Here is a 24,415-nt window from a genome sequence, read left to right on the forward strand (position 1 = left end):
TGCGAAAGCGCGTTATTTAGCTTGACGCTTATTCTTATAATCAGCAATGGCGGCTTTAATCGCATCTTCAGCCAGAATAGAACAGTGGATTTTAACTGGTGGCAATTCCAATTCATCTGCAATCTGTGTGTTTTTGATTGCTTCAGCCTGCTCCAGAGATTTGCCTTTCATCCACTCTGTTACCAGAGAACTGGATGCAATTGCAGAACCACAACCATATGTTTTGAAACGTGCATCTTCGATGATACCTTCATCGCTGACCTTGATTTGTAGTCGCATAACGTCACCACAAGCAGGTGCACCTACCATGCCACTACCTACTGAAGGGTCTTCACTATCGAATGAGCCAACATTACGTGGGTTTTCGTAGTGATCAATTACTTTTTCGCTGTAAGCCATGTCGTTACTCCTGAAACCGTCTGATTAATGATGAGACCATTCGATGGTGCTGAGATCCACACCCTGTTTGAACATTTCCCACAATGGAGAAAGATCACGCAGGTGACCAATCGCGTTGTGAATCAACTTGATTGCATAGTCTATTTCTTCTTCTGTGGTAAAACGCCCCAAAGAGAAACGAATAGAACTGTGTGCCAGTTCATCATTCATGCCCAATGCGCGCAGGACATAAGAAGGCTCTAAACTCGCTGAAGTACATGCCGAGCCAGAAGAAACGGCCAGATCTTTCAGTGACATCATCAATGATTCACCTTCAACATAGTTGAAGCTGACATTCAGAATGTGTGGTGCACCCAGTTCCAAATCACCGTTCAGGTAAACTTCTTCAATATCTTTGATACCGTTCCACAAACGCAGACGCAAACCACGCAGGCGCTCTGCTTCTGATTCCAGCTTTTCTTTTGCAATACGGTAAGCTTCGCCCATGCCAACGATTTGGTGAACAGGCAATGTACCTGAACGCATGCCGCGCTCATGACCACCGCCGTGCTGCTGTGCTTCAATGCGGATGCGAGGTTTACGACGAACATACAGTGCACCGATACCCATTGGGCCATAAATTTTATGGGCAGAGAAAGACATCAGATCAACTTTCAGCTTGCTGAGATCAACCGGCAGTTTACCTACACTTTGAGTTGCATCAACATGGAAAATAATACCACGGCTACGGCACATTTCACCAATCGTCACGATATCCTGAACAATACCGATTTCGTTATTGACGTGCATAATGGAAACCAGAATGGTGTCATCGCGCATAGAAGCTTCAAGCTCTTTCAAATCGATCATACCATTGCTCATTGGCGCAAGATAAGTGACCTCAAAACCTTCACGCTCCAGCTGACGGCAAGTATCTAAAACCGCTTTATGTTCAGTTTTGCTGGTAATAATGTGCTTGCCTTTTTTCTGATAAAATTTTGCAGCACCTTTAATAGCAAGGTTATCTGATTCTGTTGCACCAGAAGTGAAGACGATTTCACGCGGGTCGGCTCCAACTAAATCAGCAATTTGATTGCGTGCAATATCAACCGCCTCTTCTGCCTGCCAGCCAAAGCGGTGTGAACGGGAAGCCGGGTTACCAAAAATCCCGTCCATAGTCAGATAGTTCATCATCTTTTCAGCAACACGGGGATCAACTGGTGTTGTTGCTGAATAGTCCAAATAAATGGGTAATTTCATTGCTCACATGCTCCGTAAGACACTTTTTTAGTACTTTTGTTTACCACTACACTTTTGTTTACAACATTCGTTTACAACAAAAGGCGTTGGCAACAATAAGTTTTTCCACAAGGTTACGCACGCAGGTTAACGTTAATCGTCTCTTGAGGCCTGCCGTTAGTTGTACGGCGCTTATCACTGTCTTGACGATCAGCCACATCTAATACTTCTTGGTTTTTCACCAACTCTTCTAAGCTAATGCTACTCAAGAAACTCGTAATACGATCACTAAGATCACGCCATAAAGCATGCGTCAAACAGCGATCACCGCCCTGACAACCTTCTTTGCCCTGACAACGAGTTGCATCGACTGATTCGTCAACAGCTGAAATAACTTCGGCAACGAAAATCCTGCCGGCATCTCTGCCCAGCAGATAACCGCCGCCAGGACCACGGACGCTAGAAACCAGACCATTTTTACGTAGGCGGGAGAACAACTGCTCAAGATAGGATAGGGAAATTCCCTGACGCTCAGAAATGTCGGCTAACGGTACCGGCCCTTCTTGTGAATGCAACGCCACATCGAGCATGGCAGTTACCGCATAACGTCCTTTTGATGTCAGTCTCATAACAAAAACTCCATGGTGAAATATGAGTCAAATTGTGACATTCCTGAGTATTTTAGTCAACTATTTAACCGACTAATTTACTCAACTATTATTTGAATGTCTTTTATCCTATTTCACCTGTCACCCTTGATTCAATGGCTGTTCCAAGACACGCTAACCAGCTGTATTTAAATTATTTTTTAGCCCACTTCTCCATGGAGGTCAGGATACCGCGCAAAATATTCAACTCCTGCATTTCTGGTCGGGCACGGGTATAAAGGCGTCTCAGCCTGTTCATTATTTGCCCCGGATGTGCTTTACGGATGAAACCAGATTCGCCCAATACTTGCTCAAGATGCTGATAAAAACGTTCCATATCCTCGATAGGCGGATATTCACTTTCCCCATACTCCGGAGAAGCTGTTTTTTCTGACTGTTCCTGCGCTGCAAGATATTCCATGCGAATTTCATAGCTAACCAATTGAACAGCCATCGCCAGATTCAACGAACCATATTCAGGATTCGTCGGAATATACAGATGGTAATGACATCTTTGCAGCTCTTCATTCGTCAGGCCAACACGTTCACGACCAAATACAATCGCAACGGGAGAACGGCTGGATGCTTTGACACAGCGTTCACCACATTCACGTGGTTCAATCATTGGCCAGGAAAGGGTTCGGGAACGAGCACTGGTGCCAATAACCAACTCACACCCTGCCAAGGCTTCTTCCAGAGTATTTACAATCTTTGCGTTACCAATGACGTCACTTGCTCCGGCTGAAAGCGCGATAGCGTGAGAATCAGGTTGAATAAGCGGATTCACCAGATAAAGATTGGATAATCCCATTGTTTTCATAGCCCTGGCAGCTGAACCCATGTTACCCGTGTGGGAGGTTTCTACCAGAATAATGCGGATATTCTCTAACATGACGGCTTTTAAATTCGATATAAGAGTCGAATATCTTAACACAGCATTAGTCATTTTGACGAACTACTGCTATACTTCGCGCCGATTTGTTTCCCGTTCTTTAAAATCCTAGTGGAAGATACCCATGCATCCGATGCTGAACATCGCTATACGCGCTGCGCGTAAAGCCGGCAACTACATTGCCAAGAGTTACGAAACCCCTGATGCCGTAGAGGCAAGCCAAAAAGGCAGTAACGATTTTGTCACCAATGTTGACCGTGAAGCAGAAAAACTGATCATCGACATTATTCGCAAGTCTTACCCTAAACACACCATCATCACTGAAGAAAGCGGTGAGCACTTAGGTGAAGACAATGATATTCAATGGGTTATCGATCCGCTGGATGGCACGACTAACTTTATCAAACGCCTCCCACATTTTGCTGTTTCCATTGCCGTGCGCATGAAAGGCCGCACTGAAGTGTCTGTGGTTTACGATCCAATGCGCAATGAACTGTTTACTGCGACCCGTGGTCAAGGTGCACAATTGAACGGTTATCGTCTGCGTGGTTCCAACGCACGTGATCTGGATGGCACTATCATCGCCACGGGCTTCCCGTTCAAAGCCAAGCAGCACAGCATCCCTTACATGAATGTGTTGGGTAAATTATTTGAACGTTGTGCCGATTTCCGTCGTACCGGTTCTGCGGCACTGGATATGGCATATGTTGCTGCCGGACGTGTTGATGGATTCTTCGAGATTGGCCTGAAACCATGGGATTTCCTGGGCGGTGAATTGCTGGCCCGTGAATCTGGCTGCATCGTTACCGACTTTGTCGGTGGCCATAACTATACCAACTCCGGCAATATCGTTGCGGGTAGCCCACGCATTGTGAAAGACATCCTGTCTGAAATGCGTGAAGAATTAACGGAAGCTCTGAAACGTTAATAATCCTGAGACATTAATAATAAAGTAAAAACCGCCTTTATCACTCCGGAAGGCGGCTGCTTTAGTTATAAAAAAGCATCACTTTATCAGTATGCTAAACTCCGTTTAAAACAACGGAGTTTATTTTGGTTACCTGAGCTTAAAAACAACACCCAAATATTTTTTCCACTGATTTTTCACTCAGGAATGATGAGCTTCTGCTTTTGGCCGTATAAATAAAGTCGGAAATGCAACTAATGCCATCATCCAAAATATGCCATTGCCTATACTTTCATACATAAAACCGGCAATAATACTCATGACTGCAATCCCGCCTCCCATTGCCAAAGCAGAGTAAGTTGCCTGTAACCGGATAATTTCATTTTCTTTTCTGGCACCAATGAAACGCATCGCTGCCAAATGACAAACGGTAAACGTACCACAATGCAAGAGTTGAACGATGATCAGTGCGTAGAGTTCAGTTGATGCTCCCATCAGTCCCCAACGAAGAATTCCACCAAATCCCCGATAACAAAAATAAATTACGTGCACTCCAGCGACGGAATAGTTGTTTGCTGAAAGTGAAAACAAGAACTTCTGACATGACCCCCAATGACCAGAAGTAGCCAATGGTTGATGAAGAATAACCCGCATTTTCCCAATAGATAGCACTAAAACTGTAATAACCTGCATGTGCCGCCTGCAATAGCGTCACACATATTAAAAATTGCCACACTGATTTTTCAGACAGAAGTGTTTTAAAAGAGACGACATTTGTGTTCGCTGTTTTGATTTTGCCGGCTGGCATAATAACGGGTTTTAACATCGTCCCCAGCAGCATACTCGTTACACTGAAAATTAAGCAAGCAAGGATAACTTGGTGTGTTCCAAACAGGTTACGGCCAATCCAATTATTCAGATCATCAAATGATATATTCCATCCAAAATCTAACGGGCTGATAGATAAATTTATTCCATTGGAAGACATGAGTATGCCTGTCAGCGAAGAGCTGATAACAAATGCAATCGAGCCCCAAACCCTGACTTTGCCATAATCAAACGTAAATTGTTTTTGCCATGTACCCGCCAGGGCATCTGATAAAGGGATTAATGGTGAAAAGAATAAGTTGAAACCAACGATGATAAAGAAAAGCCATATCCAATAACTGCTCACTGAGAATCCAATAGAGAAACACAAGGCTAATAATGAAAGTATCCTCAACGCGCTAATTAATTTAGATGGGTCTTTTACCATAGGTGAAATGATTAAACTGCCGAGAAAACGGGCAGCCATCCCAGCGCCCAGTAATACGCCTATCATTGAAGGTTCAATGCCTTCACCTTTTAACCACACAGCCCAAAATGGCAGGAATATGCCAAAAGAAAAAAAGTAAGTAAAATAACTTAACCCCAGCCAAAATGTTGATGGAACAGCCATCAAAAGTCTCCCTATTTCAAAAGCAAAAAACCCGCTCAAGATTAACATCATGAGTCGGGTTTCTATATTTTCTATCTTATCGATAACACTATTTAATCATATTGATATGAATCATATTTAATGGTGGCAATCGGCTTATAATGCCAATCAGCCAAATAGTGCTAACTGATGTCTTATTTTATGCGTACTTTATGCGTAAACAGGGTACTTCTTGCAGATTGCCAATACTTTCTGTTTCACGCTTTCAATCATCGCTTCATCATTGATGTTATCTAACACATCGCAAATCCAACCAGCCAGTTCTCTGGTTTCTTCTTCTTTAAAACCACGGCGGGTGATAGCTGGAGTACCGATACGAATACCAGAAGTGACAAATGGGCTACGTGGATCGTTAGGCACGCTATTTTTGTTAACCGTGATATTGGCACGCCCTAATGCCGCATCAGCGTCCTTACCAGTAATGTCTTTATCCACGAGATCCAGCAGGAACAGGTGGTTTTCAGTCTCACCAGAAACAACTTTATAGCCACGCTGCACAAAGACATCTACCATGATTTTTGCATTCTTGGCGACTTGCTGCTGATAAACCTTGAATTCAGGCTCCATTGCTTCTTTCAAGGCAACAGCTTTACCGGCAATAACATGCATCAGCGGACCACCCTGAGAACCAGGGAAAACAGAAGAATTCAGTTTCTTGTAAAATTCTTCATTGCCACCTTTTGCCAAAATTAAACCGCCACGTGGGCCGGCCAGTGTTTTGTGTGTTGTCGTAGTGACAACGTGAGCATGAGGAACTGGGTTTGGATAAACACCCGCAGCAACCAGACCTGCAACATGAGCCATGTCAACAAATAGGTAAGCACCGATTTCATCAGCAATTTCGCGCAATTTCGCCCAATCAACGACACCGGAATAAGCAGAAAAGCCCCCGATAATCATTTTTGGTTGATGTTTTTGTGCCTGGGCGCGCACGTCGTTGTAATCTATTTTGCCGCATTCATCAATGCCATAAGGCACAATGTTATACAGTTTGCCGGAGAAGTTAACCGGAGAACCATGAGTCAGATGGCCGCCATGGGCCAGATTCATGCCTAAAACCGTATCACCGGGATTCAACAGGGCCATGTACACCGCAGCATTTGCCTGAGAGCCGGAATGTGGCTGGACGTTAGCATAGTCTGCGCCAAACAACTCTTTTGCCCGATCAATCGCAAGTTGCTCAACAACATCAACATACTCGCAGCCACCATAGTAACGTTTACCCGGATAGCCTTCTGCGTACTTGTTAGTAAGCTGAGAACCTTGAGCCAGCATTACTCTTGGGCTGGTGTAGTTTTCAGAAGCAATCAATTCAATGTGTTCTTCCTGCCGACAAACCTCTTGTTCCATTGCCTGCCACAGTTCGGGATCGTAATTCGCAATATTCATTTCACGCTTTAACATTTAGTTCTCCTGACTCAGCTACATCACTAAAAAATACCCTTGAGGGCCAGAACGTCACACAGTGTAAACTCTTTTTCTCGAATGAGATAGTCTTGACAAGATAATTTACGCAAACGTTTGCATTGCATATTAATTACTTGTTAATCACTTGGTTACCCTAGAATGGCTGCCTATAAGATAAACGATTTCAAATTTATCAATGATATTTGTGAGATTGATCGGCATTCATTGTGATATATATTCCAGTTTTTTGATTTAAATCAATATGATCTTCTTTTATTGACTCCGCATATTCCCAAACCCAATAAGTTGCATTTAAAATACAACTTATTGGGTCTGATATCATTTGAGAAAATTCAGGAGACTATCATGTTAGACAGTCAGGTCATCAAAACTATAAAATCCACTATTCCGCTTATCGTCTCTACAGGCCCTAAGCTAACCGCACATTTTTATGAACGAATGTTCAAGCATCACCCTGAATTGAAAGATATTTTCAACATGAGCCACCAGACAAACGGTGCTCAGCGTGAAGCGCTTTTCAACGCACTTTGCGCCTATGCTTCCAACATTGATAATCTACCCGCTCTTCTGCCAGCCGTGGAAAAAATCGCCCATAAGCACACGAGTCTGAATATTCGGCCTGAACATTACCAGATTGTCGGAACACATTTACTGGCAACGATTGATGAAATGTTTCATCCCGGTGACGAAGTTCTCAGTGCTTGGGAAAAAGCCTATAACGTATTGGCCAATGTTTTTATCAATCGGGAAGAAGAAATTTATCAGACCGGTGAAGAGCAGGAAGGGGGTTGGCGTGATCTGCGCCCGTTCCGTGTCAGTCAGAAACAACCACAAAGTGATATCATTACCAGCTTTGAATTCATGCCTGTTGATGGTGGTAAGGTCATGGATTACAAGCCCGGGCAATACTTGGGGATCTACATAGAATCTCCGGAATTTGAAAACCGTGAAATCCGCCAATATTCGCTGACTGGGGCACCAAACAATACCCGTTATCAAATTGCCATTAAACGTGAGTCACAAGGCAAGGTTTCCAACCACATGCACGATAACATAAAAGAAGGTGATGTCGTGATGTTGGCAGCACCGCGCGGTGATTTTTTCCTTGATGTTCAACAAAATACTCCGGTTACACTCATTTCCGCCGGTGTTGGTTTAACGCCAATGATGAGTATGCTCGAACATTTGTATAACCAGAATCATACAGGCAAGATAAATTGGTTTCACGCAACAGAGCACGGCAGTTATCATGCTTTTGCTGATAAGGTAAATGAAATTTCTCTGTCCATGCCGAATTTATATTCACAAGTTTGGTATCGCATACCCAATGATGTGGATCAGAAAGGTGTTAATTATCAGCATACTGGATTTATGGATCTCTCTCTTGTAAAAGATGCAATAACAACAGAAGAAATGCAGTATTATTTCTGTGGGCCTGTCGATTTTATGCAATATATCGCCCAACAACTTCTGGCAATGGGTGTTGATAAACAAAATATGCATTATGAATGTTTCGGGCCACATAAAGTAATTTAAGACAATATTATTCATAAATTGAGTGATAACGGTTACAAGGCGGAAGGTTTTGTATTCAATCTCCCATTTGAGTATGAAATCATTGTCAACGTTTCCGTTATCACCTTTTTTCTATTTATTATTCGTCATTCGCCATAAGAAATATATTCAGGATACAGAATACAAATTTAATCATTAAGAATGATAAGTTCTCTTTCTATAAAATAAATTACTCCTCAAATTGCTTGCTTATTCTTGATTAAAACAGATAGCTCCTTTGCTTATTCAGGATACCGGTGAAAGTATTCAAGAGGATTATGATCCTATAACCCACATCTTTGATAGTCTGCATCGTCAAAAATCTATCACCTGTGGCGGCCGCACCTCTAAGGTAAGCTATAAAGACACAGGAGCTGCTCCTGAGCAAGTGATCAGCCGGATACCAGAATATTGTTGAAGATCCTGAATGAATTCTTTATCAGAGTTATGTCGCTCACGGCAGTATTACACAAATCAGGTATAGAGATGTGTTCACACTCTGCCTTGATACTACTCAAATGACGGATTCTAGCCACATGAGCACATTGGAAAGATTAGGATCCACCGAATCCGTCTCCGACTCCCTTGAGGATGGTAAAGTGATCGGGAATATCCATAAGTCAGACATTCTTGAGGCTCAAGCCAACGTAAATATTACACTAGATAATTATCCATCTTTATATGGACAATTCTTAACAACCACGATTAATCCTCATAGCGCAAGTATCATCAATCAGATACATGTGAGGATTGCTGATGTGCTGAAAGAGGGGACAAGGTTTAATGAGGAGACAATCGATACATTAAAAAGATTCTGGCATCAAGGGGGATTTTCTGAGAAAGAAATAAACTTGTGGTCCAACCTTGAGTTGATGGACAGATACCAGAATAACGCGCTGCTGCTTCATAAAATGATATTTGTTAATGGGTTACGAAGTAATAAAGCCTTTTTAATATATAACCAGATAGCAGAGGGTCTATTGTAATAATTCGACATTCTCCCCGACCTAAATAAACGACAAAAAAGGACGGGGAGTGTGTTCACTTATCGAAACACAGCATTCACAACCATTGGAGCCGGGTTCCCGATAATTTTTTGCTAAATTGCCTCTTCATCTTGCTCGCCGGTACGAATACGCACAACCCGGGCAACATCAAAGACAAAAATTTTACCATCACCAATCTTGCCAGTTTGTGCAGTCTGCATGATAGTTTCGACACAGGTATCAACAAGGTCATCCGGTACGACAATTTCTATTTTGACTTTTGGCAGAAAATCCACCATATATTCGGCACCGCGATACAATTCAGTGTGCCCTTTCTGGCGACCAAATCCTTTCACCTCTGTTACCGTCATACCAGTAATACCCACTTCAGCCAGAGCTTCACGCACATCATCCAGCTTGAAAGGTTTGATAATTGCATCAATCTTTTTCATGGAGTTTTCCTGTTATTACCAATTTTTACGTCCGAAACCAGACGTAATCGGGTAGCGCCTGTCTTTACCAAAATCACGCTGTGAAATGCGTGGCCCAATAGGTGCCTGACGACGTTTATATTCGTTGATGTCAACCAAGCGAATGACCTTGCGAACAATCGCTTCATCAAAACCCTCTGCAACCAAGTCAGCCACCGATTTATCTTTTTCGACATATCCTTCAAGAATAGCGTCCAGTATGTCATAGGGAGGCAAACTGTCCTGATCGAGTTGATCCGGAGCCAATTCCGCTGATGGCGGACGATCAATGACACGCTGCGGAATAGCCGGAGATACTGTGTTACGGTAATTCGACAATGCAAATACCATTGTCTTGGGAACGTCTTTCAACGCATTAAAACCACCGGCCATATCGCCATACAGTGTTGAGTAGCCTACAGCAGATTCACTTTTGTTGCTGGTCGTCAGCACCAAGCGACGGCGTTTATTCGACATGGCCATTAAAACAACGGCTCGGCAACGCGCTTGCAAATTCTCTTCTGTCGTATCTTTTTCTGTTCCGGCGAACATGGGTTCAAGCTGTGCCATAAACGCATCAAACATGGGTTCAATGGACACCACATCAAACTCAATTCCCAGTAATTCAGCTTGCTCTCTGGCATCATGGATGCTTATTTCTGAGGTATAGCGAAATGGCATCATAACCGCTTGTACATGCTCTTTGCCCAAGGCATCTACCGCGATTGCCACTGTCAGGCCGGAATCAATCCCGCCCGATAAACCCAGCAAGATACCTTTAAAACCATTTTTCTGTACATAATCACGAACAGAAAGTACAAGGGCTTTATAGATTTGTGCAAGTGGTGGCAATTGGGGAGCAGGATTTGCCATCAATTCAATGTTCATGTCATTGAAGCGGCATTGTTCAATCTGCTCTTCAAACGCAGCCATACGATGGGTCACTTCACCATTTGCATTGAAGACCTTGGAACAACCGTCAAAAATGAGCTGGTCTTGTCCGCCAACCTGATTGAGATAGATGATTGGTAATTGGGTACGTTCGCAATGGGATTTAATCAATGTACTGCGAATATTCGGTTTTTCACGATTATAAGGGGAAGCATTAATCGAAAGAATGATTTCTGCACCACCTTGTTTCAGTGCATCAATAGGGGCATCAAACCACAAATCTTCACAAATCAATAAACCGAGGTTATACCCTTTAAATGAGATCACACAGTTTTTATCGCCTGCCGTGAAATAGCGTTTTTCATCAAAAACACCATAGTTGGGCAACAGCTGTTTGAAATAACGGGCAACCACTTCTCCCTTCCAGAATAAGGAAAGTGCATTGTAAAGTTTCCCGTCTTGCTGCAATGGATGCCCGGCCAGAATAGCCACCTGAAAACTTGCTTCTTGCAAGCGGGCAAGCTGTTCACGGCAACGTTGATGAAAATCGGAGCGGAATAGCAAATCTTCAGGAAAATAGCCAGATAATGCCAGCTCGGAAAACACCACCAGATCAGCACCTTTTTCCTGCTGTTCTTGTACTGTCTGCAACATACGTTCGCAGTTGCCTTCAATGTCTCCCACCAGCCAATTTAACTGAGCAAGACCGATATTAAGAGTACGACTCATAAAATGTGGCTCTCCTAAGCCATAATTCATTTACTTGTCTTACCCAGCCTTAGCAAGACAATTTTTATCTATACCCGCTGTCTTTCAAATTGCAGCCTTTTGCAGCCTTGTTGGCTCGATTCACTTACCCCGGTCACCTCAACCAGACAGTTCAATGCTTCCGAGGATGAATGAAAGGCAAAAGCCTTTCACCTGAGGTCAGCCTTTGAACGGGTAAATTCGCTCCTGACGAATTTGTCGTTCCCTTGCCATTGCACTGCATTTTGAAATTCAGTGGGTGTACTTCCCTAATCTTTCAAGTTGAAGCTGATGGGCTGTGCTGCAATCTGAACTTTATCAGGTAATATACATTTCTATTCAATGCAGGACGTTATGGAATAACCGGAACGCTATTCCTTAAAATCATTGGCATCCAATTCATGGCGTGCCAATAATTTATAAAATTCAGTCCTGTTTCGCCCAGCCATTCGTGCGGCATGGGTTACATTGCCTTTGGTCATCTGGAGTAATTTCCGCAAGTAATTCAGTTCAAACTGCCCACGCGCCTCCACAAATGTCGGCAATGCCGTATTTTCTCCCTCCAATGCCTGCATCACCAAAGCATCGCTGATAACTGGTGCCGTCGTCAATGCCACACATTGCTCAATCACGTTAACTAATTGGCGAACATTACCCGGCCAGCTTGCCGCCATCAAACATTTCATGGCATTAGTTGAAAAGCTACGAACAAAAGGTTTATGGCGCTTGGCTGATTCACGCAATAGATGGTTAGCCAATAGGGGAATATCTTCCGCACGCGCATTCAGTGCAGGAATTTTCAGATGGACAACATTCAGCCGGTAGTAGAGATCTTCACGGAATTCATTACGCTGCATCGCTTTCGGTAAATCACGGTGAGTTGCGGAAATAATCCTGACATCAATATCAATATCACGATTGCTCCCCAATGGGCGAACTTTACGCTCCTGTAATACCCTCAGCAATTTAACTTGCAGAGCCAGTGGCATGTCGCCAATCTCATCAAGGAACAATGTTCCGCCTTGCGCAGCTAAAAATAGCCCTTCCCGACTGCTCACCGCACCAGTAAATGCCCCTTTGGCATGACCAAACAATTCAGATTCAAGTAATTGCTCAGGTAAGGCACCACAGTTAATCGCAACAAACGGTTTTTTTGCCCGTGGGCTTGCCCGATGAATGGCTTGTGCCAGCACTTCTTTGCCTGTGCCGCTTTGCCCGTTGATCAAAACACTGACATCTGATAGCGCCACCATTTTTGCCTGTTCCAACAGGCGCAACATCAGCGGGCTGCGTGTGACAATTTTTTCGCTCCATTGCCCATCTATGGCCGGGATTGACAGTTCCAGCGCATCATCAATGGCCTTATAAAGTGCATCGCGGTCGACCGGTTTAGTCAGAAAACTGAATACACCTTGCTGCGTTGCCGCTACTGCATCAGGTATAGAGCCATGTGCAGTCAAAATAATCACGGGCATACCCGGATGTTGCTTTTGTATCTCCGCAAACAATGCCATGCCATCCATCTCATCCATACGCAAGTCACTGATAACCAAATCTATTTTATCCTTCATCAGGATGCGTAAAGCTTCATGGCCACTCTCTGCCGTCGTAACACGAAATCCTTCGCTGGACAAACGCATTCCTAATAGTTTTAGCAAACTAGGATCATCATCAACTAAAAGTAGTTGTGCAGCACTGCGCGCTGTCATTATTATTCGGCTCCTTTTGCGTCTGAAGAATTGGCTTCTGATTTAGTTCCCGTGTGGAGGTTTTCTGTGTTAGCGGGTGATTTATCTTCCGGTTGCAGTTTTGTGAATGGGATATCGGTTCCATTTTCATCCCCTTCACCTGTAGGTAAGGTATTGCTTTGATCTTGTTTACGGGAAGATAACTGACGTTCAATGTCTGTCAGATTTTCCAATTTGCGGGATACTGAACGAAGTTCATATTCTAGCCGAGCACGTATTTCTTTCAAACGATCAATTTTTCCATCACTATCAAGCTGGAGCCGCTGGAATCGATTTCTTTCTTCAGCGAGATTAATTTTCAATGATTGTTGCTCACGCCATAACTGAATTAAGGGACGCAAAGCTAGTGGAAATTGTGGGCTATAGCGATTGAGACTTTCGATAATTTTCCGCCGTTCAACCAATGAGAAAGTCGCCCTATCGATAAGGATGTTATATTTAAACATTTGATACCACTCAACCTGAGTGAAACGTTTCGCTGTTTCTCGGGCTTCTGTCGGAGACAATCGGTCTGCACAATCGATGAATCTTAGCCAATACAATCCATTTTCCATCGCCGTTGGTTTTGTTAAATCCCAAATTACCGCACAATCCTTAACACGATAATCTGTGACGCTTTGCTCCGGCAGTATTGCCTGTGCGATCGTGGTTAACTCATTTGTCTCATTTTTATCAACACACCCTGTCAGAAAATACGGAAAAAACAATAGCAACATGACACGGAAACGTAAGGTTGAAGCACGTCCCCCCACAGGCTCCATGGCCTCAGTTTCTTTCACTGCCAGAGCCAATTGAGTTTTCTGCTCCGTCTTCGCCATAAAGCGGTAAATAAACCTCTTATACATATTATTTAGTCATTCTCTGCGGTTAACGGCAGTTCAATTCGAAAACATACGTCAGCAAATCCGGATTCTATCAGATGAATCTCTCCTCCCATCCGCTTAATACAATCCTGCGCGATACTCAAGCCAAGACCGCTTCCTTTAACTGCACCTTTTCGTTGCAGTTTTCCTTGGTAAAATGGCTCAAAAATCATGCTGCTTTCTAATTCAGAGATGGGAGTCCCTGTATTGGCAATATCAATCTGAAGATTTTTCCCCGCTTGCCGGCTGTAAATCCAAATGTTACCGGATTCAGCACCATAGTGCACTGCATTAGAGTAGATATTATCAATCACTTTCGCTAATAAATTAGGCTCAGCCCAGCAAAATTCAGTATCCAATTGAATTTCAGTATTAATATTTTTTGTACGTGCCGGCAGTTGATGTGACAATACGACACTGCCCACAATTTCTTTTAAAGATACAATCTGATGTTCAGTGGAAATATCGGCCAATTTACGATTATATTCGAGCAATTGTTCAATAAGCTGCTGTAAATGCTTGCTGCTAGAATTGAGAATACTGACAACATCTTTTTGGTCAGATGTCAGCGGCCCGGCAATTTCATCGGCCAGCAACTCCGTTCCTTCGCGCATACTGGCCAAGGGAGTTTTCAATTCATGGGAAATATGACGCAAAAATTCATGGCGCTGGGACTCAAGCCAGGATAATCGTTCACTTAACCAAATAATGCGCTGTGCCAGCGACCGCAATTCCCGTGGCCCTTTAAACTCTATCTGATTTTCCAGAGAATGCCCTTCCCCCAGCCGATTAATCATCAATTCTATTCTTTTCACCGGCCCGATGATCATACGCGTAAACAGTGCGATCAAAAATGCACTTAGCAAAAACAGAATAAGGCTCTGCCAGCCAAAAAACTGTCCTTTGTCTGCAATATCTTTTTGCAGTTGCTCACCACTGCTAAAAATGATGCTGCGCGTTTCTTGCACCAGCAAATTATTGGCAGACGAAAATTCTTCCAGAAGATTAGCGGTTTCAGGTTCAGGAGCACCATTATTGCAAGCTATCTTACTCAACCCTGATAACAGCTCATTCAGCCTTTTTGTATATTCCGTACTCGCCAGCAATGCCATCTGATTGCCAAGCATATTCGAGTACTGCCGATATTGACTCTGATAAAGCTTTTCTAATCTGGCATCCCCTAATACACAATATTGGCGATAGCTGCGCTCCATCTCAAGGACTGCACTCGTCATGGCTTCACTACGGCGGGCATTTGCCAGCGTTGAGCGATTAATTTCAGCAGCCTGTGCACTGAGTTGATCAAGGCTTTGATAAGCCTGATAAGCCAATACCAGCAATGGCAACAATACCAACCAAAAAGCCATTAAAACCAATTGGCGCAAAGAACGCGGGAATAAACGCCATTTTTTCAGAAAAATCATTTTATAACCTACATTTATATTGATGCTAACCAATATCAGACGGAAAAAAAGGGTCTGCCAGATGATAAATACTCAAGAATCACTCTTTCTTCAGGCTTCTGGAAATAATGAATTATTAGAAATTATGGGAATGCTTACATAAACACGGTGGGCAGGACTGGCCTGAAATAATGACGGCGGGATAGCCGTTTTTAACTATCCCGCCAGTGAGGAGCCTTCATGCCTTCAAGGGCATGTAGGTGGTGCCTCACTCCACGTGTCGCCCTGTGTTTGATAAGGCCCGAAGGCGAATATCATTGAGTTGGACGGTAGGCACCTTACTTCGGCATCATTCCAGGCTTATGTGGCATGTTTCCACCCGATTGTGGGCCGACATAAAAAGTTGAATGAGCAACTGACCGGTATTATGCACATTACATGCCAACTTGCAAAATTATTTTTAATTCATTGATTTTTAATATAATTTTCAAAACCACTCATTCATTTATTTTTTTAACCTATATTTATTAATACCTGACATGTGTTTTTGTCGCCAATTTATGACACTTCGCCGTGTTAAAATATTTCTTTATTAATATCATAAAATTAAGTGTCTCCTATTTGAGACGATGAAATTACCCATTGTCGCAATATGGAGACACTTCTGGTTCAATTCATCAGTAACATCAAATCGATTAATTAACCTAATTGTCTGCGTGCATTACGGAAAATACGCATCCACGGGCTATCTTCACCCCATTCTTCAGGATGCCAGGAATTGCTGACAGTGCGGAATACCCTTTCAGGATGCGGCATCATCGCCGTGACCCGTCCATCAAGGCTGGTAATCGCAGTAATGCCGTTCACCGATCCATTGGGGTTTGCAGGATAATTTTCTGTCACTGTGCCGTAGTTGTCGACAAAGCGCAAAGCGACTTGCCGGTGTTTTTCGAGTGCCATCCGGCCTGACTCATTTCTGAATTCAACCTGACCTTCACCATGGGCAACGGCAATAGGCAAGCGAGAACCCGCCATATCTTTCAGGAAGATCGAAGGACTTTCAGCGACTTCAACTAAGCTAAAACGTGCTTCATAACGCTCTGAACGGTTACGGACAAAACGCGGCCAATAATCAGTTCCCGGGATCAATTCATGTAAGTTGGATATCATCTGACATCCATTACATACACCAAGCGATAACGTATCCGGCCTTGCAAAAAAGTCGGCGAAATCATCACGCACCCGGGCATTGAACAAAATGGATTTTGCCCAGCCTTCCCCCGCACCGAGTACATCACCATATGAGAATCCACCACAAGCCACTAATGTCTGGAATTGCTCCAATGTGACCCGACCACTGAGCAAGTCACTCATGTGAACATCTATGGCCTCAAAGCCAGCACGATGGAATGCGGCTGCCATCTCGACATGGGAGTTAACACCTTGTTCACGCAGGACAGCAACGCGCGGGCGGATTTGTTTCGAAATGTAACAAGCGGCAATGTCTTCGGCAGGATCAAAGGACAGTTTCACATTCAAACCGGGGTCGTTTTCATCATGCTTCGCTTGATGTTCTTGATCTGCACACTCGGGATTATCACGCAACCGTTGCATCTGCCATGTGGTTTCTGCCCACCATGAACGTAAAGTACTGCGATTTTCACGGTAAACTTCCATGTTATCGCTGGAAATAACAAAATCATCGCCCGGCTCCGCTTTACCCAAATGATGAATGCATCCACTCAGGCCATGATCGGCCAACAATGCTTCAACCCATTTCCGCTCAGTTTCACGGATTTGGATCACGGCGCCCAACTCTTCATTGAATAGCGCGGCTAAAATATCTTCATCAAACGCACTGATATCCACATTCAGCCCACAATGACCGGCAAAGGCCATTTCAGCCAGTGTCACCAATAAACCACCATCAGAGCGGTCATGATAAGCCAGCAGCTTTTGCTCTGATATCAGTTTCTGGATCGCATTAAAGAAACCAGCAAGTTGCTCAACACTACGGATATCTGCGGTTTTATCGCCAAGCTGACGATAAACTTGTGCCAATGCACTTCCCCCCAGCGCATTGTGCCCCTGTCCCAAATCGATCAGCAACAGCGCATTGTCACCGTCAGTGGATAATTCAGGGGTCACGGTGAAACGGACATCTTCAACCCGAGAAAATGCACTGATGACCAATGAAAGTGGTGATGTTATTTCACGTTCTTCCCCATCCTGCTTCCAACGGGTTTTCATTGACATCGAATCTTTACCCACAGGGATCGTCAATCCGAGTGCCGGACACAATTCCTCACCAACCGCTTTTACGGCAGCATATAAGCCTGCATCCTCCCCCACATGGCCTGATGCTGACATCCAGTTAGCCGATAATTTCACTCGTTTCAGATCCTGCACATAGGCAGAAGCAATATTGGTCAAGGCTTCCCCAACGGCCATGCGCGCCGATGCCGCAAAATCCAGCAAGGCAATCGGGGCTCGCTCACCCATCGACATTACCTCTCCATAATAGCTATCCAGGCTGGCTGTCGTGACTGCACAATCTGCAACCGGAATCTGCCATGGCCCAACCATTTGATCACGGGCTACCATACCGGTGATTGAACGATCCCCTATTGTGATCAGGAAAGTTTTCTCCGCGACAGCAGGTAAATGCAGTATCCGTTTTACTGCTTCGGTAAGATCAATGCCTTTGCGATCTAAACTCTGTCCCTGCGCTTTCATCACCTGAACATTTTTTAGCATCTTTGGTGTATTGCCGAGCAGTACGTCCAGAGGCATATCAATGGGTTTGTTGTCAAAATGATTGTCATTCAGCAGCAAATGCCGCTCTTCCGTTGCTTCACCAATCACGGCATAAGGCGCACGTTCACGGCGGCACATTTCCTCAAATAAGGCGAGTTGCTCTGGTGCTACCGCCAAAACATAACGCTCCTGAGATTCATTGCACCATACCTGCAACGGGCTCATTCCCGGCTCATCGCTAAGAATATGACGTAATTCAAACCGTCCGCCCCGCCCGCCATCGCTGACCAGCTCAGGCATTGCATTTGACAACCCCCCCGCCCCTACATCGTGGATGAAAAGAATCGGGTTGTTTTCTCCCAGCTGCCAGCAGCTATCGATGACTTCCTGACAACGGCGCTCCATCTCGGCATTGTCACGTTGCACTGAAGCAAAATCCAGGTCAGCATCAGATTGCCCTGATGCCATTGAAGATGCAGCCCCTCCACCCAAGCCGATATTCATACTCGGCCCACCCAGCACAATTAATTTAGCGCCGACAGGAATGTCACCTTTCTGGATATGTTCTTCACGAATATTACCTATTCCCCCTGCCAGCATGATGGGCTTGTGATAACCACGCAGCTCCGTTCCGTTATGGGAGTACACTTTTTCTTCATAGGTCCTGAAATACCCCAACAACGCCGGACGCCCGAATTCGTTGTTAAATGCAGCTCCGCCCAATGGGCCTTCCAGCATAATATCCAAAGCACTGACAATTCTTTCTGGCTTACCAAAATCTTCTTCCCAAGGCTGTTCAAACCCCGGAACCCGCAAATTCGATACGGAAAAGCCCACTAATCCGGCTTTAGGTTTAGCTCCCCGCCCTGTTGCGCCTTCATCTCGGATTTCGCCACCTGAGCCAGTGGCCGCCCCAGGCCAAGGCGAAATAGCGGTAGGATGGTTGTGAGTTTCAACTTTCATCAAAATATGGGCAGATTCCTGATGATAATCATAGACGCCACTTATCGGATCAGGGAAAAAACGCCCGACATGCGAACCTTCCATCACAGCAGCATTGTCTTTATAAGCAGAGAACACATAATCCGGTGTTTGTTCAAATGTATTCTTAATCATTTTGAACAATGACTTGGGCTGAGCCTGACCGTCAATAACCCAGTCAGCATTGAAAATTTTATGGCGACAATGTTCAGAGTTTGCCTGAGCAAACATATAAAGCTCAACATCTGTCGGGTTACGCTTCAATGATTGGAAAGATCTCAACAAATAATCAATTTCATCTGAGGCCAGGGCCAGACCCAGTTCAATATTGGCGGCTTCAAGTGCATTGCGCCCTGACTGCAAAATATCTATTTCTTTCAATGGCGCGGGTTGCTGATGGATAAACAGGGCTTCTGCCTCTTCGAACTGTGTGAACACACTTTCCATCATACGATCATGCAGTAACGCCGATAATACCTGCCATTGCTCATCATCCATGTATGGACTCTGAATGTAATAAGCAATACCCCTTTCTAAGCGGGCAATCTGACTCAAGCCGCAATTATGGACAATTTCTGTCGCTTTCGATGACCAGGGAGATATCGTGCCCGGACGAGGCGTAACTAACAATAGTTGACCTTTGGGTTCATGCTCCTCTAAAGAAGGGCCATACTTTAAGAGTCGATCTAATTTTTCTCTTTCATTTATCTCAATTGGAGCATTAACATCTGCAAAATGCACAAATTCTGCATAAATTTCTGTAACAGGAAGGCACTTTTCTTGACACTGGGAAAGGAGCTTAGTAATACGAAACGCTGATAAAGCGGGCGAGCCACGCAGAATTTCCATAATTTTAGATTCTCTCATCTTAGAAGCAAAGCCTGATTGATGCCTCAGGGGAAACTTTGGCTATTATAGAGGAATGTTCATCCAGACGAAACCGTTTGCGTGGTTGTTTATCAACCAAATGATACACTTTTTGAAGTTCCGAAATTGACCTAGTGGGTAAGCCCATCCCGATTTTGTTGCGCAAAATTTTCGACTACTGGAAATTTAACCATGCTATTATCTTCCATTTCATACGGAGCCAACAGCACTGGTGAGAGATAACCATTTGAGTAATATAAAGATAAATTATTTTGCTATCGTTATTATCGCGCTCCTCTCCGCTGCCATCATCGGCCTCAATATCAATTGGCCCAATAAACAGCAGGAGCAGATAAACAAAATTATGGCGCGGGGAGAGCTTCGGGTGAGTACGATCAGCTCTCCTCTAATTTCACTCAATAACAAAAATGACCCCATAGGATTCGACTATGAGCTTGTAAAACGGTTTGCTGATTATCTCGGTGTTAAACTTGTGATTAAGTTTCGAACGAATATCAATCAGCTTTTTGATGATCTGGAAAATGACAAAGCCGATTTTTTGGCCGCTGGCCTGATTTACAATAAAGACAGGTTAGATCAAACACACACCGGCCCGGCTTACTATTCAGCCTCACAACAACTGGTCTACCGCAAAGGGACAACTCGTCCACGTTCATTTGCGGAATTGAAGGGCAAACTGGTCGTCACAGCAGGTTCAGCCCATGTCAGCGAACTCAAAAAATGGAAAGAGAAGTCTTATCCAGACTTAAGTTGGGAAGAAACATCACGGGAGAATATACAGCAATTACTCGAACAGGTGTCTGAGGGAAAAATCGACTATACCATCAGCGATTCCATCAGCTTGGCATTACAACAACGAATTCATCCTAATTTAGCGATTGCATTCGATGTCAGCGAAGATCGCCCCCTGACTTGGTATTTAAAGCGCAATGACGATTATAGCCTTTATTCCTCCATGCTCGATTTTTTCAGCATGTTAGCTGAAAATGGCATTATATCTCGGCTGCAAGAAAAATATTTCAGCCATGTTGGTTCATTTGATTACTTCGACACGATTTCCTTTATCCGTGCAATCAATAATCTTTTACCGACATATCAGCCAATCTTTGAAAAATATGCAGGTTCGCTTGATTGGCAACTAGTCGCCGCCATTGCATGGCAGGAATCTCATTGGGATCCACAGGCAACCTCCCCCACTGGCGTGCGTGGTCTGATGATGCTGACCAAACCAACGGCAGAATGGGCCGCAGTTCAAGACCGGTTAGATCCCGAAGAAAGTGTAAGAGGCGGCATGGTTTATCTGCATTATTTGATGGATCGCTTACCAAAAACCATTCCTGAAGATGAAAAAATCTGGTTTGCCCTCGCCGCTTATAATATGGGATACGGGCATGTTCTTGATGCACGTAAATTAACAACCACGCAAAAAGGCAATCCCGATAGCTGGCTGGATGTTAAGACACGTCTCCCTTTGCTCAGTAAGAAAAAATACTACGCCAATACAACATACGGCTATGCACGGGGTTATGAAGCTTACCGCTATGTTGAAAATATCCGGCGTTATTACCTGAGTTTAGACGGGTATCTGCGTGCAAAAGCCAATCGTGAGAAAACAGACGAAAATAAAGCGTCTGCAAAGCTATCCACAATCAGTATTCCTCATGTAGAAAACCGCGAACCTGACAACGCTAAGGAGAGCAATGATAAAGACGCCACTGATACAACCGAATCCAATAAAAAAACGCCGGAAGAAAAAACACCGGCGTAATTTGGCATTAAGGTACATTAACGGCATTCATCCAGGTTATGGTATTTCCTGCTGTTGGGCTTTCAGCTTCTTCAACGCCCTATGCTGCTCTCTGCGCTGCCTGAAAAAGGAACTCAACATCGTAGAGCACTCTTCTGCCAGCACTCCGCCTATAATTTCCATTTGATGATTCATGCCGGGATGACGCAATATATCAATCAATGAACCCGCTGCGCCTGTTTTCATATCACTGGCACCATAGACCAAGCGCTGTATCCGGCTGTGTATCATCGCACCTGCACACATGACACAGGGTTCCAAAGTAACATACAGTGTCGTATTCAACAGACGGTAATTCTGCAACTGTCTGCCTCCACGCCGCAAGGCAATAATTTCTGCATGAGCTGTAGGATCGTGGTCGGTAATGGGGCAATTAAACCCTTCAGCAATAATTTTATTATTGGCAACCAACACTGCCCCTACAGGGATCTCACCTTTCGCTTGTGCCTGCATCGCCAATTCCATTGCCCGACGCATCCAATATTCATCACTGCGTTCATCACCATGGGCTTCGGCTACTGTATCTATTTCTGTCACTGCATGTTCTCTTGCTTATGAAAATCCGGCTTATTATAACGGGTCATCATTAATATTGTTCATTCATCTCAATTAACCGGCCCGGCCTGAATTTCATCAAGAAAAGAATTGAGGAACTGTTTCATTCTCCCCGCCCTTTCATGGGCCATCTGTTTACCTGATGCAGTCTGAAACCCGGACTCAATTTTAAAGAGTTTGGTATAGAAATGATCGACAGCATAAGCCTTCTCATCATATTCACGCTGTTTTGCCAGAGGATCATGAAAATCATACAATGAAGAACCCATGCGGCCAGAAGTATAAAAACAGCGACTAATGCCAATCAAGCCAATAGAATCCAATCGGTCGGCATCTTGCACGATTTGCGCCTCTAATGTCCTGGGGGTTAGCGCCGCAGAAAAACTATGTGCTTCAATGGCATGGCAGACAGCGGTAATGTCGTCCTCATTCCACTGTAATTCTTTCAATATCAATGCAGCTTTTTCTGCCGCCATACGAGAAGCCAGATGACGGTTTGGCGAGTTTTTTTCAACACTCACGCAGTCATGCAACAACACCGCAGTGAATACGAGCCGCAAATTGCCAGATTCTGCCTCACAAATTTTTTGGGCGTTTTTCCATACTCGATAGAGATGAGCAATATCATGAGCACCGTCATCACTTTCTATCGCCAGAGGTAATAATTGTTGAGCTAAACTTTCAAAAGGTGAAAAAGATAACATAACCAAAATTTCTCCAATAAATGAAAAAAATATCTTAGCAAAATAAATGAAGAATATTTCACCCAAGCCCGGAGTCATTTTCAAACCAACAAAATTGATTTGTTAAACCCCTTCTAATCGACTCCCAATCAATATCCACTCCTCGATTGTTGCTGCCATAAATGTGCCCCCACCAATGCCTTCCACGGAGAGAATTCTGCCAGCCATTTTTCTGTCTGCTCAGGGCTTACCTTATCTTCCCACTTGAGTAAATATTGAAGATTACGCCTAACCGCAACATCACCGTGCAAAGAACCATTCAGATAATTGAATCCACGCAATAAGGCATAATTCACGGTCCACATACCAATGCCTTTAATTGAAAGTAATTTTTCAGTTAATAATTTTATTTCATTTTCTGATTCTGGGATGGTCAGCACCAATATGCCTGAATCAATGAGATGGCAAATATTCAATAACGCGTTAGCCTTGCCAGCAGAAAAACCACACTGGCGCAAATCATTCTGCGAACACTGAATAACCTGCTTATACGTTGGATAGCATAATAACCCTGAAGAATGCTGAATGCCGATGACCTGAATAAAACGCCTCCGAATAGAAATGGCAGCACTTACACTGATTTGTTGGCCGATGATCGCCCAATTTAACGCTTCAAAAGGTGTCGCTGACTGATAAATACGCAAACCCATTTGTCTGCTGATCAATTCCCCAATAACGGGATGTGTTTGATACAGGGACTCAAAGGCTTCAACAGGCTGCTTCAGCCCCAGCATATGTGAGGCGAGATCCGTTAAAGATTCAGGTGAGTAAAAAGGTTTATCTCCATCAATATCAAGCTGTATCTGTGCCTTGCCATCTTCGAGCGTTATTGTTAGAAGAGCCGGATTATCATGCCAAATAATACCTTTTTTTATTTGGTTCTGTTGCACCATTTCAGATACTCCCATCTCATCCCGTTGATGGAAAGCCAGAAAATCATTGATATGATAATTTATCGGCAAGGCAATTTCCGTCAGATAATTTGATTTCACACCTAACACTCCTGAAAGATAAACAATTTAGATGACTATATAATAAATTCCATATTATATAT

18 protein-coding genes and 1 pseudogene are annotated in these 24,415 nt (G+C 43.9%); 4 read left to right on the top strand and 15 right to left on the bottom strand.

All coding sequences use genetic code 11. The features are described 5' to 3' along the window. Positions 1 to 12: 12 nt before the first annotated feature. The 4 genes from iscU to trmJ form a co-directional block, all read right to left on the bottom strand. Complete coding sequence (gene iscU / locus Xsze_RS18920) at positions 13 to 399, bottom strand: Fe-S cluster assembly scaffold IscU (RefSeq protein ID WP_038234562.1); 387 nt, start codon at positions 397 to 399, stop codon at positions 13 to 15. 24 nt (positions 400 to 423) lie between these two features. Then, positions 424 to 1,638, bottom strand: a complete 1,215-nt coding sequence (locus Xsze_RS18925) for an IscS subfamily cysteine desulfurase (RefSeq protein WP_038234564.1) — start codon at positions 1,636 to 1,638, stop codon at positions 424 to 426. 113 nt (positions 1,639 to 1,751) lie between these two features. Continuing rightward, entirely contained in the window at positions 1,752 to 2,246 is a 495-nt protein-coding gene (gene iscR, locus Xsze_RS18930; protein WP_038234566.1) for a Fe-S cluster assembly transcriptional regulator IscR, read from the bottom strand. 172 nt (positions 2,247 to 2,418) lie between these two features. Then, positions 2,419 to 3,156, bottom strand: coding sequence for a tRNA (cytosine(32)/uridine(32)-2'-O)-methyltransferase TrmJ (gene trmJ, locus Xsze_RS18935; protein ID WP_038234569.1), 738 nt, complete (start codon positions 3,154 to 3,156; stop codon positions 2,419 to 2,421). Between the two features lie 124 nt (positions 3,157 to 3,280). Between trmJ and suhB the strand changes: the two genes are divergently transcribed. After that, positions 3,281 to 4,084, top strand: coding sequence for an inositol-1-monophosphatase (gene suhB / locus Xsze_RS18940; protein ID WP_038234572.1), 804 nt, complete (start codon positions 3,281 to 3,283; stop codon positions 4,082 to 4,084). A gap of 180 nt (positions 4,085 to 4,264) precedes the next feature. Here the strand turns inward: suhB and Xsze_RS18945 are convergent. Both Xsze_RS18945 and glyA read right to left on the bottom strand, forming a co-directional pair. Further along, positions 4,265 to 5,501 (bottom strand): annotated as a pseudogene (locus Xsze_RS18945) (3-phenylpropionate MFS transporter). Positions 5,502 to 5,690: 189 nt separating this feature from the next. Beyond that, a complete protein-coding gene (gene glyA / locus Xsze_RS18950; protein ID WP_038234575.1) occupies positions 5,691 to 6,944 on the bottom strand; it encodes a serine hydroxymethyltransferase in 1,254 nt (417 codons plus the stop codon). A 309-nt stretch (positions 6,945 to 7,253) separates the two neighbouring features. On the opposite strand from glyA, the gene hmpA reads away from it, so the two are divergent. Together hmpA and Xsze_RS18960 are read left to right on the top strand one after the other, a co-directional pair. Next, positions 7,254 to 8,504: an NO-inducible flavohemoprotein gene (gene hmpA, locus Xsze_RS18955; protein ID WP_408909179.1), complete on the top strand. Its 1,251-nt coding sequence runs from the start codon at positions 7,254 to 7,256 to the stop codon at positions 8,502 to 8,504. A 554-nt stretch (positions 8,505 to 9,058) separates the two neighbouring features. After that, positions 9,059 to 9,508 carry a hypothetical protein gene (locus tag Xsze_RS18960; RefSeq protein WP_038234580.1) on the top strand — a complete coding sequence of 150 codons (450 nt, stop codon included), beginning with the start codon at positions 9,059 to 9,061 and terminating at the stop codon, positions 9,506 to 9,508. A 113-nt stretch (positions 9,509 to 9,621) separates the two neighbouring features. Here Xsze_RS18960 and glnB read toward each other — a convergent pair whose 3' ends face one another. From glnB to purL, 6 genes are all read right to left on the bottom strand, one after another. Continuing rightward, on the bottom strand, positions 9,622 to 9,960 hold the full coding sequence (glnB, locus tag Xsze_RS18965; protein ID WP_038234583.1) for a nitrogen regulatory protein P-II: 339 nt from the start codon (positions 9,958 to 9,960) through the stop codon (positions 9,622 to 9,624). A gap of 15 nt (positions 9,961 to 9,975) precedes the next feature. Continuing rightward, positions 9,976 to 11,598 carry an NAD+ synthase gene (locus tag Xsze_RS18970; RefSeq protein ID WP_038234586.1) on the bottom strand — a complete coding sequence of 541 codons (1,623 nt, stop codon included), beginning with the start codon at positions 11,596 to 11,598 and terminating at the stop codon, positions 9,976 to 9,978. 389 nt (positions 11,599 to 11,987) lie between these two features. After that, the gene (gene glrR, locus Xsze_RS18975) at positions 11,988 to 13,325 is read right to left on the bottom strand and encodes a two-component system response regulator GlrR (protein ID WP_038234589.1); all 1,338 of its coding nucleotides are present in this window, start codon (positions 13,323 to 13,325) and stop codon (positions 11,988 to 11,990) included. A 2-nt stretch (positions 13,326 to 13,327) separates the two neighbouring features. Next, complete coding sequence (qseG, locus tag Xsze_RS18980; RefSeq protein ID WP_038234591.1) at positions 13,328 to 14,209, bottom strand: two-component system QseEF-associated lipoprotein QseG; 882 nt, start codon at positions 14,207 to 14,209, stop codon at positions 13,328 to 13,330. Positions 14,210 to 14,214: 5 nt separating this feature from the next. Further along, positions 14,215 to 15,651: a sensor histidine kinase gene (locus tag Xsze_RS18985; RefSeq protein WP_038234593.1), complete on the bottom strand. Its 1,437-nt coding sequence runs from the start codon at positions 15,649 to 15,651 to the stop codon at positions 14,215 to 14,217. Positions 15,652 to 16,329: 678 nt separating this feature from the next. Continuing rightward, positions 16,330 to 20,217, bottom strand: a complete 3,888-nt coding sequence (gene purL, locus Xsze_RS18990) for a phosphoribosylformylglycinamidine synthase (protein WP_038234595.1) — start codon at positions 20,215 to 20,217, stop codon at positions 16,330 to 16,332. A gap of 265 nt (positions 20,218 to 20,482) precedes the next feature. Between purL and mltF the strand changes: the two genes are divergently transcribed. Further along, positions 20,483 to 22,024, top strand: coding sequence for a membrane-bound lytic murein transglycosylase MltF (gene mltF / locus Xsze_RS18995; RefSeq protein ID WP_051462287.1), 1,542 nt, complete (start codon positions 20,483 to 20,485; stop codon positions 22,022 to 22,024). Between the two features lie 36 nt (positions 22,025 to 22,060). On the opposite strand, the gene tadA is transcribed toward mltF, so the two are convergent. The 3 genes from tadA to Xsze_RS19010 form a co-directional block, all read right to left on the bottom strand. After that, positions 22,061 to 22,600: a tRNA adenosine(34) deaminase TadA gene (gene tadA, locus Xsze_RS19000; protein ID WP_038234598.1), complete on the bottom strand. Its 540-nt coding sequence runs from the start codon at positions 22,598 to 22,600 to the stop codon at positions 22,061 to 22,063. 68 nt (positions 22,601 to 22,668) lie between these two features. Beyond that, positions 22,669 to 23,322, bottom strand: a complete 654-nt coding sequence (locus tag Xsze_RS19005; RefSeq protein ID WP_099139018.1) for an HD domain-containing protein — start codon at positions 23,320 to 23,322, stop codon at positions 22,669 to 22,671. 128 nt (positions 23,323 to 23,450) lie between these two features. Then, positions 23,451 to 24,353: a DNA-3-methyladenine glycosylase family protein gene (locus Xsze_RS19010; RefSeq protein WP_038234601.1), complete on the bottom strand. Its 903-nt coding sequence runs from the start codon at positions 24,351 to 24,353 to the stop codon at positions 23,451 to 23,453. Positions 24,354 to 24,415: the final 62 nt, after the last annotated feature.

Origin of the sequence: Xenorhabdus szentirmaii DSM 16338, assembly GCF_002632585.1 — a bacterium.
In the GTDB taxonomy this organism is placed as follows: domain Bacteria; phylum Pseudomonadota; class Gammaproteobacteria; order Enterobacterales; family Enterobacteriaceae; genus Xenorhabdus; species Xenorhabdus szentirmaii.

Excerpts from the sequence above, each read along its gene's own strand:
- iscU (WP_038234562.1), bottom strand. The coding sequence starts at position 399 with ATGGCTTACAGCGAAAAAGTAATTGATCACTACGAAAACCCACGTAAT.
- iscR (WP_038234566.1), bottom strand. The coding sequence starts at position 2,246 with ATGAGACTGACATCAAAAGGACGTTATGCGGTAACTGCCATGCTCGAT.
- qseG (WP_038234591.1), bottom strand. The coding sequence starts at position 14,209 with ATGTATAAGAGGTTTATTTACCGCTTTATGGCGAAGACGGAGCAGAAA.
- Xsze_RS18970 (WP_038234586.1), bottom strand. The coding sequence starts at position 11,598 with ATGAGTCGTACTCTTAATATCGGTCTTGCTCAGTTAAATTGGCTGGTG.
- Xsze_RS18960 (WP_038234580.1), top strand. The coding sequence starts at position 9,059 with ATGAGCACATTGGAAAGATTAGGATCCACCGAATCCGTCTCCGACTCC.
- purL (WP_038234595.1), bottom strand. The coding sequence starts at position 20,217 with ATGGAAATTCTGCGTGGCTCGCCCGCTTTATCAGCGTTTCGTATTACT.
- Xsze_RS19005 (WP_099139018.1), bottom strand. The coding sequence starts at position 23,322 with ATGTTATCTTTTTCACCTTTTGAAAGTTTAGCTCAACAATTATTACCT.
- trmJ (WP_038234569.1), bottom strand. The coding sequence starts at position 3,156 with ATGTTAGAGAATATCCGCATTATTCTGGTAGAAACCTCCCACACGGGT.
- suhB (WP_038234572.1), top strand. The coding sequence starts at position 3,281 with ATGCATCCGATGCTGAACATCGCTATACGCGCTGCGCGTAAAGCCGGC.
- Xsze_RS18985 (WP_038234593.1), bottom strand. The coding sequence starts at position 15,651 with ATGATTTTTCTGAAAAAATGGCGTTTATTCCCGCGTTCTTTGCGCCAA.
- glnB (WP_038234583.1), bottom strand. The coding sequence starts at position 9,960 with ATGAAAAAGATTGATGCAATTATCAAACCTTTCAAGCTGGATGATGTG.
- Xsze_RS18925 (WP_038234564.1), bottom strand. The coding sequence starts at position 1,638 with ATGAAATTACCCATTTATTTGGACTATTCAGCAACAACACCAGTTGAT.
- glyA (WP_038234575.1), bottom strand. The coding sequence starts at position 6,944 with ATGTTAAAGCGTGAAATGAATATTGCGAATTACGATCCCGAACTGTGG.
- glrR (WP_038234589.1), bottom strand. The coding sequence starts at position 13,325 with ATGACAGCGCGCAGTGCTGCACAACTACTTTTAGTTGATGATGATCCT.